Origin of the sequence: Streptomyces sp. NPDC008317 (assembly GCF_042955955.1) — a bacterium.
Taxonomy (GTDB): Bacteria; Actinomycetota; Actinomycetes; order Streptomycetales; family Streptomycetaceae; genus Actinacidiphila.
In genome coordinates, this window is the sequence record NZ_JBIBFQ010000012.1 from 74,219 (window position 1) to 86,106 (window position 11,888).

The following is an 11,888-nucleotide window of genomic DNA, read 5'->3' on the forward strand; positions in this document are numbered from 1 at the left end:
CTCGCAGACCGGACGGGGTGCCCGGTCCCGGAGCCCTGCTCACGGGCGGGCGGGGACGCGTCAGGCGCGGGTGAGGACATTGCCGAAGAGCGGGGCCAGGACGAGCAGGGCGGCGCCCTCGGCCTCCGCGCGGGGGCCCGCCGCGGCGAATCCCACGGGCACGCTCCGGCCGCGTTCGGCCAGCACGGCCGCTACCTGCTCGGCGAAGACGGCGGGCGCGGCCAGTACGGTCCTGCCGCCCAGCACCACCCGGTCGATGTCGAGCAGCGCGACCAGATTCGCCGCCCCGACGCCCAGCAGCCGGGCCGCGCCCACGGTGTCGCCGCGCCCGGCCGCCGCCAGGCACAGCGCCTCCAGGCAGCCCCGGTTGCCGCACTCGCACAGCACCCCGCCCAGCTCCACCGCCTGGTGCCCGAACTCCCCCGCCCCGGTCCGCCCGCCCCGGTACACCTCCCCGCCCAGCACCAGCCCGGCGCCGAGCCCGGCCCCGAGGTGCAGATACGCGAAGGCCGGGGGGCCGCCTGCGGCGGGGCGGGGACGGGCGGCTGCGGACCACCCGCCGGGGGCGGCGGCCGGGGGCGGTGAGCCCTCCCCGGTCCCGGCAGGAACAGTCCCCGCCGGGACGGCCTCGGCCAGGATCGACAGGGCCGCCGCGTTGGTGTTCTTGTCGAGGGCGACCGGGAGGCCGAGGGCGGCGGCCAGGCGGGCGCGGAGCGGGACGCCCTGCCAGTGCGGGAAGCCGGTGACGCGGTGGAGGGTGCCGGTGCGGTGGTCGAGGGGGCCGCGCATGCCGACGCCGACGCCGAGGACGGCGCCGGGGGCGCGGGCGGCGATGAGCCGTACTTCGTGGACGATCGCGGCGAGCGCGGACTCCACGGGCAGGCCGAGGTCCAGCGGCGCCTCGCGTTCGGCGACGGTACGGCCGGTGAGGTCGGTGAGGACGGCGGTGAGCCGTTCCCCGTCGAGGTGGACGCCGACGGCGTGCCGGGCGCCGCTGACGAGCCGCAGTTCGGTGCGCGGCTTGCCGCCGGTCGAGGCGCGCCGCCCGGCCTCCTCGACCAGTCCCTCGGCCCGCAGCCGGGCGGTGATCTTGCTGACCGCCTGGGGGGTGAGGCCGGTCCGCTCGGCCAGCTCCAGGCGGCTGATGCCCCGCGCGCGGCCGTCCGTACCGCCGCTGCCCGTTCCGCCCCTGCCCGTACCGCCGCCGGTCGTACCCCCGCTGTCCGTGCCTCCGCCGCTCGTACCCCCGCTGTCCGTACCGCCGCTGTCCGTGCCTGCGTCGGCGGGCGACAGCGTGGCCGTACGGAGCAGGCCGAGGACGAGCGCGGCGTTGTGGCTGCGGAGGGCGGGGAGGTTGGCGCCGGGCGCGGACGGGTTCACCCCGCCATTGTCCCGCGCGCTTGCACTTTGGCAACACTGTTGCCAAAGTGGAGCGCATGAGCACCCCCGGCACTCCCCTTCGCGTCGGCCTCGTCGGCTACGGCCCGGCCGGCTCCTTCTTCCACGCCCCGCTGATCGCCGCCACCGAGGGCCTGGTCCTCGACACGATCGTCACCGGCAGCCCCGAGCGCCGCGCCCAGGCGCTGGCCGAGCACCCGGACGTACGCTTCGCCGCGGCGGCCGACGAGCTGTGGGCGCGCGCGTCCGAGCTGGACCTGGTCGTCCTGGCCTCCCCCAACCGCACCCATGTGCCGCTGGCCACCGCCGCGTTGGACGCCGGGCTGCCGGTCGTGGTGGACAAGCCGCTCGCGGGCACCGCGGCCGAGGCGCGCGAACTGGCCGCCTTCGCCGAGCGCCGCGGCCTGCTGCTCTCCGTCTTCCAGAACCGGCGCTGGGACAGCGACTTCCTCACCCTCCAAGGGCTGCTGGACAAGGGCGAGTTGGGCGAGGTGCAGCGCTTCGAGTCGCGGTTCGAGCGGTGGCGCCCGCAGCCCAAGGGCGGCTGGCGCGAGTCCGGCGACCCGGCCGAGATCGGCGGCCTGCTGTACGACCTCGGCAGTCACCTCGTCGACCAGGCGCTCGCGCTGTTCGGCCCGGCCGCCCTGGTGTACGCCGAGTCCGACGTCCAGCGGCCCGGCGCCGCCGCGGACGACGACACCTTCATCGCCGTCACCCACGCCAACGGCGTCCACTCCCACCTGTGGATGAGCGCCACCACCGCCCGCCTCGGGCCGCGCTTCCGCGTCCTCGGCAGCCTCGGCGGCTACGTCACCTACGGTCTTGACCCGCAGGAGGCCGCGCTGCGCGAGGGTCTGCGCCCCGGCGAGGGCACGGCGTGGGGCGCGGAGCCGGAGTCCTCGTGGGGCACCGTCGGCACCGACGACAACTCGCGCCGGGTGCCGTCCGTGCCCGGCGACTACCCCGCCTTCTACGCCGGTGTCCTGGCCTCCCTGCGCGACGGCACCCCGCCGCCGGTCACGGCGCTGGAGGCCGCCGCCGCCCTGGACGTCCTGGAGGCCGCGAAGCTCTCGGCCGCGCAGGGCCGGACGGTGGCGCTGTGACCGCGCCCGGCGGCGAGCGCGTCGCCGAACTCGTGGCGCAGGAAGCGGAGTTGGTGTTCTCCCGGTTCACCCACGACGACGCCTGGCGGCTCGGCTCCCTGCTGGTCGAGATGGCCCGCGAGGGCGGCGCCGCCGTCACCGTCGACATCCGGCGCGGCGGTCAGCAGCTCTTCCACCACGCCCTGGACGGCACCACCCCCGACAACGACGCCTGGCTGGCCCGTAAGGCGCGGGTCGTCGAGCGCTACCACGCCTCGTCGCTGCTGGTCGGCGAGCGGTTCCGGGCCAAGGGCGGCAGCTTCGAGGAGTCCTCGCGGCTCGACCCCGACCTGTACGCGGCGCACGGCGGCGCGTTCCCCCTGCGGGTGGCGGGAGTCGGCGTGGTCGGGGTCGTCGCCGTCTCCGGCCTCCCGCAGGTCGAGGACCACGCGCTGGTCGTGGCGGCGCTCACCCGCTATCTGGCGGAGGCGGGCGCCTGACGGCGAGCGCGGTGGGTGGCCGTGATCGCCGTGAGCTTGACGGTCGGTCGCCGTGAGCTTGACGGTCGCCGTGAGCTTCATGGTCGCCGTGATCGCTCAGTCGGCGTGATCGCTCAGTCGGCGGGGGCCCCGAACCACTTCGGCATCAGGGCGCGCAGTTCCGCCTGGTCCTCGCCGACCCACACGGCATGGCCGTCCGGGCGCAACAGGACGGCGGGGACGTCCAGTTCCTCGCTGACGTCGACCACGTGGTCGACCCGGTCCGCCCACCCGTCGACCGAGAGCGCGCCGGTCCGGTCGAGCAGCAGACCGCGCCCCTGGTGCATCAGCCCGTAGAGGTGGCCGCGCTTCAACTCCACGTCGCGCAGCCGCCGGCCGAGCAGTTCGTGCCCCTCGCCGACGTCGTAACGGATGGCGATCGCGGTGATCTTCTCGATCAGGTACGTGTTGACGTTCTCGAACTCGGCCAGTTCCGACAGCAGTCGGCGCACCGCCATGGCTCCCGGCTCGGTGGACATCAGCTCCATCTGGGCGCGGGTGTTGTCCAGTACGGCGGCGGCCACCGGGCGGCGCTCGGTCTCGTAGGTGTCCAACAGCCCTTCCGGGGCCCAGCCGTTGACGGCGGCGGCCAGCTTCCAGCCGAGGTTGAACGCGTCCTGCACGCCGAGGTTGAGGCCCTGGCCGCCGGTCGGCGGGTGGATGTGCGCCGCGTCCCCCGCCAGCAGCGCCCGGCCCACGCGGTAGCTGTCCGCCAGGCGGGTCGTGTCGCCGAACCGCGACAGCGAGCGCGGTGAGTGCACGCCGAAGTCGGTGCCGCCGAAGGCCGTCAGCCGCTCCTTGAAGTCCTCCAGCGTCGGCGGGACCGCCCGGTCCTCGCTGACGCCCTTCGCGGGCACGACCACCCGGTACGTCCCGTCCCCGAGCGGCATCGCCCCGAAGCGCTTCTCGGTCTTGCGCACCTCGGCCGTCACGGCCGCCAACGTCTCCTGGTCGACGTCCAGTTCCATCTCGCCGATCAGCGTCTCCACCCTGCTCGGCTCCCCCGGGAATCCGATGCCGAGCAGCTTGCGCACCGTGCTCCGGCCGCCGTCGCACCCCACGAGGTACCGCGACCGCAGCCGCGACCCGTCCGCCAGCTCCGCCGTCACCCCCTCGTCGTCCTGGCTCAGCCCCACGACCTCGCAGCCGCGCCTGAACTCCACGCCCAGCTCCCGCGCGTGCTCGGTCAGCAGCCGTTCGGTGACCGTCTGGAAGATCCCCAGCACATATCCGTGCGCCGTATCCAGCCGCCGCGGCCACTCCTTGCCGAGCCCCCCGAAGAATCCCCCGACCCGGTGCTGCGTCCCCAGCGCCAGGAACCGCTCCAGCAGCCCGCGCTGGTCCATGATCTCGATGCTCCGCGCGTGCAGCCCCAGCGCCCGCACCAACGACGTCGGCTCCGCCTCCCGGTCCAGCACCACGACGTCCACGCCCTGCAACCGCAGCTCGCTCGCCAGCATCAACCCCGTCGGCCCACTGCCGACGACGGTCACGTCCACCATCAGATGTCCCCGTCCACAAAGCCGTGCATTCCGCCAGATTCACCGCACCTCTGGCCTCCGGCCGCCCATTGTGCGACCCCAGCACCCCCTTGCCGCAAGGCCCCCCTTGCGCTATACCTTAAGAAGGGCAAGGAGTACCCACTCTCCTTGCCCATTCGCATACCCGGCCTCCGCACCCCGGAATTCAGCCCGGCCCACCCCCGTACGCTGGCAGCCCGGACCGGGTCGACGTCATGGCCCGCGCGAGACAGCGACAGACGGCGGGGGCTGAGCATGGGTGGAGTGACGCGGTTCTGGACGGGCGAGCGGGTGCGCCTGCGGGGCCTGGAGCCCGAGGACTGGGAGCAACTGGCCGCGTTCGAGTCCGAGGCGGAGACGCAACGGGACGGTGAGCGGCTGATGCTGCCGATTTCCGCGGCCGCGGCTCGCAAGCGCCTTCAAGAGCAGAGCGAGAAAGGGCCGAGCCGTACGGAGGACGAGTACCTGCTCGTCATCGAGGCCCTGGACAGCGGGAAGCCGGTGGGTGCTGTCGTGCTGAACGACTGCGACCGGCTGAACGGCAACTTCCATTACGGCATTCATCTCGGTGCCGCGTACCAGCGCCGCGGCTACGCGTCGGAGGCCATGCGGCTGGTCCTGTCGTTCATGTTCGGGGAACGGCGGTATCACCGCTGTTGTGCCGAGGTCTACGGAGGCAACGAGGGGTCGTTGGCGCTCCAGCGCAAACTCGGTTTCACCGCGGAGGGCGTGCAGCGTGAGCACGTGTTCCAGGGCGGCGCCTATCGGGACGTGCATCACTTCGGGCTGCTCGCGGTCGAATTCGAGGCCAACGAGCGGGCGGCAGGACGTGAGCCCTACTTCGTCACGGCGTGACGGGCTTCGGGGCGGGCCCGCCCCGGGGGCGGGCCCGCTGTGCGCGTGCCGGTCAACGGCCGCGCGGTGGGGTCAGGCGGACGTGAACTGCTGGCGCTGCGTGCCGAGTCCGTCGATGCTCAGCTCGACGACGTCGCCGGGCCGGAGGTACGGCTTGGGTTCGGGCTGGCCCATCGCCACACCGGCGGGGGTGCCGGTGTTGATGACGTCGCCGGGGTAGAGCGTCATGAAGTGGCTGAGGTAGCGGACGACTTCGGCGACGGGGAAGATCTGGCTCGCGGTGGAGCCGTCCTGCTTCAGCTCGCCGTTGACCCAGAGCCGGAGGCGCAGGGCCTGCGGGTCGGGGACCTCGTCGGCGGTGACGAGCCAGGGGCCGAGGGGGTTGAAGGTCTCGCAGTTCTTGCCCTTGTCCCACTGGCCGCCGCGCTCGATCTGGAACGCGCGCTCGGAGACGTCGTGCGCGATGGTGTACCCCGCGACGGCGGCCAGCGCCTCCTCGTGCGAGGCGGCGTAGCGCAGTTCGCGGCCGATGACGACGGCCAACTCCACTTCCCAGTCGGTCTTTTCGCTGCCGCGCGGCACCAGCACCGTGTCGTCGGGGCCGACGACCGTGTCCGGGGCCTTCATGAACACGACGGGCTCGCCCGGCGCCTGGGCGCCGGTCTCGGCCGCGTGGTCGTGGTAGTTGAGCCCGATGCAGACGATCTTGCCTATCCGGGACAGCGGCGGGCCGACCCGCAGCGACGGGTCGAGCGACGGGAGCGAGCCATCGGCCGCGGCCTCGGCCACCGCGGTGAGCGCCTCCGAATCGGCGAGGAGCTTCCCGTCGATGTCGGTCACCAGACCGCTCAGGTCACGCAGGACACCGTCTCCGTCGAGCAGGGCCGGGCGCTCCGCCCCGGCGGGGCCGACTCGCAGCAGCTTCACGTGGGTACTCCCATTTTTTTCCGGTCGCCTCTGGGCGGCCTGCCCCGGGCCGGGGCTCGGTCATCGGTCGGCACCCGGTGGGAACGGTCATCGGATGTCTTGTCCGATCCTCCAACTCCGCCCCCGGCCCGCGCAACCCCCGGCCCACCCCGTGGGACAGCCGCCCCGGCAGAAGGTCCGCACGGGCCCGGGCCCCGGGCAGGCCCTAGCGGGAGGCGGTGGATTGGAGGGTGCCCCAGAGGACGAGGCGGTAGCGGGAGGTGAATTCGGGAGTGCAGGTGGTGAGCGTGATGTAGTGCGCGACCCCGCGCATACGGGCGGAGGAGTGGACGGAGCTGTACGGAATGGGCGCGATGACGGTGCCGTCGGAGGCATACGTCTGGGGAAGGACTTCACGGATCACGTACGTGTAGCGGTATGCGGCCGTCTCGACCTCGACGGTGTCGCCGACGCGGAGCCGGTTGATGTAGCGGAACGGCTCGCCGTGGGTGTTGCGGTGCCCGGCGAGGGCGAAGTTGCCGGTGGCGCCGGGCCCCGCGGTGCCGGGGTAGTGGCCGACGTAACCGTGGTTGAGGATCGCGGACTTGCTGATGCCCTCGGCGATCGGCGCGGTGATCCCGATCCGGGGAATGTGGATGACGGCGAAGCCCGGATCGCGGGTGCCGCCCTTCGAGGAGGGCGGCGGCGCGGCGGCGGACGGGGCCGGGCCGCTCGGCGTGACGGCCGGATCGTCACTCGGCGCGCCGGTACCCGGCGAGGGCGCCGCGGGAGAGGGCGACGGCGTGCCCCAACTCCGTTCCAGCGCGGCGACTTCGCGCCGGGCCGCCGCGTGCGCCTGCACATTGGTCCACCACAACTGGTGGACGACGAGCAGGAGTACGAGCACCCCCGCGGTCATGGCCAGTTCGGCCGCCGCCCACAGCAGCCGCCCGGTCAGCGAGCGCCGAGGACGGGGCCCGCGGCCGTAACCGGGGCCGTACGCCTGCCCGTAGCGGCGGCCGTAGCCGTGCCCGTAGGCGACGACGCGCCGCCGCCGGGGCGGGCCCGACCCCCGCCTGGACGTCGCACCCCGCCGACCGTGCCGTATCTGACGAACCGTCACATCGGCAACGATACGGCGGTACGGCGCCGCCCGTCAGCCCCCCGCGAGGCGGGAGATGGCGAAGATGGCCAGGCCCGCGAGGGCGCCGACGACGGTGCCGTTGATCCGGATGAACTGGAGGTCGCGGCCGACGTGGTTCTCGATCTTGCGGGACGTCTGGTCGGCGTCCCAGCCCGCGACGGTCTCGGAGATCAGCGAGGTGATCTCGTCGCGGTAGGTGGTCACGAGATACGTGGCGGCGTCCTCCAGCCAGACGTCGACCTTCTCCTGGAGCCGCGGGTCGGTGGCCAGCTTGCGGCCGAGCGACAGCAGGGAGGCGCGGGCGCGCATCCGCAGCTCGCTGCGCTCGTCCTCGGCGGCGGCGACCATCATCGTGCGCACCGCGCCCCACACGGACGCGATGAGGTCCTGCACCTCGCCGCGCGCCAGCAGGTCCCTCTTCAGCCGCTCGACGCGGGCGCGGGTGTCCGGGTCGGACTGGAGCTCGACGGCGAAGTCGCCGAGGAAGCGGTCGACGGCGCCGCGCGCCGGGTGGCCGGGGGAATCGCGCATCTCGGTGACGAAGCGCAGCAGTTCCTTGTAGACCCGCTCGCCGACCTTGCGGTCCACGAAGCGCGGGGTCCAGCCGGGGGCGCCGCCCTGCACCGCGTCCATGACGGAGTCGCCGTGCTCGACCAGCCAGTCGTGGGCGCGGACGCAGACCAGGTCGACCATGCGGCGGTGGCCGCCGTCGGCGACGATCCGCTCCAGCATCTTGCCGAGCCCCGGCGCGACCTCCTGGGCCTCCGCGCGCCGGGTGATCGCCTCGCTGACCACGGCCTGCACGTCGGAGTCGCGCAGCACCGTGAACATGCCGCGCAGCGCGGCGGCGGCCTGCTCGGTGACCTTGTCGGCGTTGGCGGGCTCCGACAGCCAGCCGCCGAGCCGGGTGCCGACGCCGACCGCCCGCAGCCGGGTGCGGACGACCTCGGCCGACAGGAAGTTCTCGCCGACGAAGTCGCCGAGGCTGGCGCCGAGGGCGTCCTTCTTGGTCGGGATGATCGCGGTGTGCGGGATGGGCAGGCCCAGCGGGCGGCGGAAGAGCGCGGTGACCGCGAACCAGTCGGCGAGCGCGCCGACCATGCCCGCCTCCGCGGCGGCGGCCACGTAACCGGCCCAGCCGCCCGCGCCCCGCGAGTCCGCCCACTTCGCGAGCGCGTAGACGACGGTCGCGACCAGCAGGAAGCCGGTCGCGATCAGCTTCATCCGGCGCAGGCCCCTGCGGCGCTCCTCCTCGGCCGCGGCGCCGCCGGGCGCGTCGGCCAGTCCGCCGCGCGGTGAGGGCCGCCCGCGCGGGGCGGAACCGGGCCCGGAGCCGGAGCCCGAGCCGCCGGAGCCCGAGCCGCCGTGGCCCCCGCCGCCTGAGCCGTTCCGGGACGCGCCGCCGGGGCCCGAGCCGTCGGCCGTCGGCGCAGCGTCACCGGCCTCGGGCCCGAGCGCGATCCGTCCGCCTGATTCCGGCCGTGCGCCGTTGGCCGCGGGGCCATGGGCCGCCGGGGCCGCACTGCCCGCACCCGCCGCCCCGCCCGTACCGGTCCCGCCGCTCGTGCTCGCCGTTTCCATCCGCTCCCGCTCCGCCCGCGTGTCCACCCGGGTATTATCGCCGCCCGCGGCCGTCACGGCCCGGTGATCCTTGTCGTACGCGCGCACGTACGCCAGCCCGTACGCGCTCCGGTACGCCTGCCCGTACGCGCCCACGTACGCCTGCCCCTACCCGCTCCCGTGCGCCTCCTCGTCCGCGCGCCCGTACCCGTCGTGCCGGCGCTTTCCCCCCGCGCCGACAATGGGGGAACGAACGGCGGGTTCCCGGTGCCTCCCGGCACCGGGAACGGCCCACGACGCACGCATACCCCCGCACGGCACCGCCACGTACGAGCGACAGACAGCGACAGACAGCGACAGGGAGCACACCGCGATGACAGCGCCGCACGCCACCGGAGGGCTGCCCGGTTACGCCGAGCACTTCGAGGAGCCGGAGGGCTATCTCGACTTCGCCCGTTACGGTCCGCCCTCGCGGGACGTGCTGGCCGCGACGGCCGAGGCGCTGGAGAGGTCGGCCCACGCCGACCAGGACACGGTGAACGACCTGATGCGCGCCGAGCCCAGGGCGCGGGAGGCCGCCGCCCGGCTGGCGGGCACCGACGCGGCGCACACGGTGCTGCTGCCGAACACCTCGACCGGCCTGTTCCACGCGGCCTTCGGCCTCCCGGCGGGCACGGTGCTGGTGCCCGCGGGCGAGTTCCCCGCCAACCACTACCCGTGGCGGCGCAGCGCGGAGCTGGGCCGCGCCGTACCGCGCGTGCTGGAGCCGGACGCGCGGGGGCGGATCACCGCGGACGCCGTACGGGCGGCGCTGACCGACGACGTCGTGGCCGTGTCGGTCAGCGCCGTGGACTTCCGGACCGGCTACCGGGCGGATCTGGCGGCGCTGCGCGAGGTGATCGGCCCGGACCGGCTGCTGGTGGTGGACGCCATCCAGGGCTTCGGGGTGGCGGATCTGCCGTGGGCGGCGGCGGACGTGGTGGTCGCGGGCGGCCAGAAGTGGCTGCGGGCGAGCTGGGCGACCGGCTTCGGAATCCTCTCCGACCTCGCGCTCGACCGTCTGGAGCCGACGCTCGGCGGCTGGACCGGCGTCGAGGACGCGGGCGTCTTCGACGACGTCGAGCACCCGCCCGCGCCCGGCGCCCAGCGCTGGAGCACCACCAATCTGAGCCCGGTCACGGCCGCCGCGCTGGCCACGGCGCTGGAGCTGGTGGAGGGCGTCGGCGTACCGGCCGTCGAGGCGCACATCCGCGCGCGGGTCGGCCAGTTCATCGACGCCGTCCGGTCCTGCGGCGGCGACGTCCTGTCCCCCACCGATCCGGCCGAGCGGGCCGGGATCGTCTCCTTCCGGCTGCCCGGCACCGACCCGCGGCACGTCGCGAAGGCCCTGCACGCGCACGGGGTCACGCCGTCGGTCCGTACGGACTCGGTACGGCTGTCCGCGCACGCCTCCACCCGGCTCGCGGCCGTCGACCGTGTCCGCGCGGCCCTGACGTCGCTGCGCTGATCCGGCGGCGGGCGGCCCCGCGCACGCGCGCCGCCCACAGCGGTTGTCCCCCCGACGTCCCCCGCGTCCCCCGCGTCCCCCGTGCCGCCCCTGCCGCGGGGGGCGTCGCGCCCACTCCCCGTGTGCTACACAGGGAGTAACCAAAGGGGCATTTTGCAGCAGCTCAAGCAGCTCAAGCAGCACAGGCAGAACCCGCAGCAGCCGCACCTCACGCTCGGAATCATGGCGCAGACGCGCAAGGAGAACGAGCACCGTCTGCCCATCCATCCGGCCCACTTCGAACGCATCGACGCCGACCTGCTCGGCAGCATCTATCTCCAGACCGGTTACGGCGAGCACTTCGGTGTGCCGGACGAACAGCTCGCGCCGCTCGTCGCCGGTTTCCGGCGGCGCGAGGAACTGATCGCCGAGTGCGATGTCGTCCTGCTGGCCAAGCCGCTCCACGAGGACCTGGCGGAACTGCGCGAGGGCCAGGTCCTGTGGGGCTGGCCGCACTGCGTGCAGGACGAGAAGGTCACCCAGGCCGCGATCGACCGGCGGCTGACCCTGATCGCCTTCGAGGCGATGAACCACTGGCACCGCAACGGCTCGTTCAACCTGCACGTCTTCCACAAGAACAACGAGCTGGCCGGATACTCCTCGGTGCTGCACGCCATGCAGCTCACCGGGGTCACCGGTGACTACGGGCGGCGGCAGCGCGCGGTCGTGATCGGCTTCGGCGCGACCGCCCGCGGCGCGGTCACCGCGCTCAGCGCGCTGGGCGTGCACGATGTGGACGTGCTCACCGCCCGCGGTGTGACGGCCGTCAGCTCGCCCATCCACTCCGCGCGGATCGTGCACTTCGACCACGACGAGGCCGACGACACCCTCGACCCGCGGCGCAGCGTCGTCCTGACCGAGGACGGCCCGCAGCCGCTGGCCGAATTCCTCGCCGGGCACGACATCATCGTCAACTGCGTGCTCCAGGACACCGACGCGCCGCTGATGTTCCTGATAGAGGACGACCTGCCCAGCCTCGCGCCCGGCACGCTGATCATCGACGTGTCCTGCGACGAGGGCATGGGCTTCGCGTGGGCCAGGCCCACCACCTTCACCGACCCGATGTTCACCGTCGGCGACCACGTCCAGTACTACGGCGTCGACCACAGCCCGTCGTACCTGTGGAACTCGGCCACCTGGGAGATCAGCGAGGCGCTGCTGCCGTATCTGCGGCGCGTCCTGGAGGGCCCGGCGGGCTGGGACGCGGACGACACCCTGCGGCGGGCGATCGAGATCCGCGGCGGGACCGTGCAGAACCCCAAGGTGCTGGCCTTCCAGCACCGCGCCGAGGAGTATCCGCACGACCACGTCCCGGCACGGCCGTAGCCGAATCGCCTG

10 protein-coding genes are annotated in these 11,888 nt (G+C 73.8%); 5 read left to right on the forward strand and 5 right to left on the reverse strand.

Translation table 11 applies throughout. From position 1 onward, the window contains the following. Positions 1 to 60: 60 nt before the first annotated feature. Positions 61 to 1,380, reverse strand: a complete 1,320-nt coding sequence (locus ACFY9V_RS31690; RefSeq protein ID WP_391163946.1) for an ROK family protein — start codon at positions 1,378 to 1,380, stop codon at positions 61 to 63. Positions 1,381 to 1,436: 56 nt separating this feature from the next. Between ACFY9V_RS31690 and ACFY9V_RS31695 the strand changes: the two genes are divergently transcribed. After that, positions 1,437 to 2,501 (forward strand): Gfo/Idh/MocA family oxidoreductase, encoded by a 1,065-nt coding sequence (locus ACFY9V_RS31695; protein ID WP_355343143.1) that lies wholly within the window; start codon positions 1,437 to 1,439, stop codon positions 2,499 to 2,501. Then, entirely contained in the window at positions 2,498 to 2,980 is a 483-nt protein-coding gene (locus ACFY9V_RS31700) for a heme-degrading domain-containing protein (RefSeq protein WP_391047083.1), read from the forward strand. The genes ACFY9V_RS31695 and ACFY9V_RS31700 overlap by 4 nt, the downstream gene beginning before the upstream one ends. Positions 2,981 to 3,093: 113 nt before the next feature. Here the strand turns inward: ACFY9V_RS31700 and rox are convergent, their stop codons facing one another. Then, entirely contained in the window at positions 3,094 to 4,521 is a 1,428-nt protein-coding gene (gene rox / locus ACFY9V_RS31705; RefSeq protein ID WP_391163947.1) for a rifampin monooxygenase, read from the reverse strand. Between the two features lie 282 nt (positions 4,522 to 4,803). Here rox and ACFY9V_RS31710 point away from each other — a divergent pair, with 282 nt between their 5' ends. After that, positions 4,804 to 5,394: a GNAT family N-acetyltransferase gene (locus tag ACFY9V_RS31710; protein ID WP_391047087.1), complete on the forward strand. Its 591-nt coding sequence runs from the start codon at positions 4,804 to 4,806 to the stop codon at positions 5,392 to 5,394. A 72-nt stretch (positions 5,395 to 5,466) separates the two neighbouring features. Here ACFY9V_RS31710 and ACFY9V_RS31715 read toward each other — a convergent pair whose 3' ends face one another. From ACFY9V_RS31715 to ACFY9V_RS31725, 3 genes are all read right to left on the reverse strand, one after another. Next, positions 5,467 to 6,321, reverse strand: a complete 855-nt coding sequence (locus tag ACFY9V_RS31715; protein ID WP_391163948.1) for a fumarylacetoacetate hydrolase family protein — start codon at positions 6,319 to 6,321, stop codon at positions 5,467 to 5,469. 205 nt (positions 6,322 to 6,526) lie between these two features. Continuing rightward, positions 6,527 to 7,423, reverse strand: a complete 897-nt coding sequence (locus tag ACFY9V_RS31720; protein ID WP_391163949.1) for a class E sortase — start codon at positions 7,421 to 7,423, stop codon at positions 6,527 to 6,529. Between the two features lie 33 nt (positions 7,424 to 7,456). Beyond that, entirely contained in the window at positions 7,457 to 9,025 is a 1,569-nt protein-coding gene (locus ACFY9V_RS31725; RefSeq protein ID WP_391164000.1) for a DUF445 family protein, read from the reverse strand. Between the two features lie 352 nt (positions 9,026 to 9,377). Between ACFY9V_RS31725 and ACFY9V_RS31730 the strand changes: the two genes are divergently transcribed. Continuing rightward, positions 9,378 to 10,511 carry an aminotransferase class V-fold PLP-dependent enzyme gene (locus ACFY9V_RS31730; protein ID WP_391047094.1) on the forward strand — a complete coding sequence of 378 codons (1,134 nt, stop codon included), beginning with the start codon at positions 9,378 to 9,380 and terminating at the stop codon, positions 10,509 to 10,511. Positions 10,512 to 10,733: 222 nt separating this feature from the next. Continuing rightward, a complete protein-coding gene (locus ACFY9V_RS31735; protein ID WP_355343125.1) occupies positions 10,734 to 11,876 on the forward strand; it encodes a N(5)-(carboxyethyl)ornithine synthase in 1,143 nt (380 codons plus the stop codon). The last annotated feature ends 12 nt before the right edge of the window (positions 11,877 to 11,888 follow it).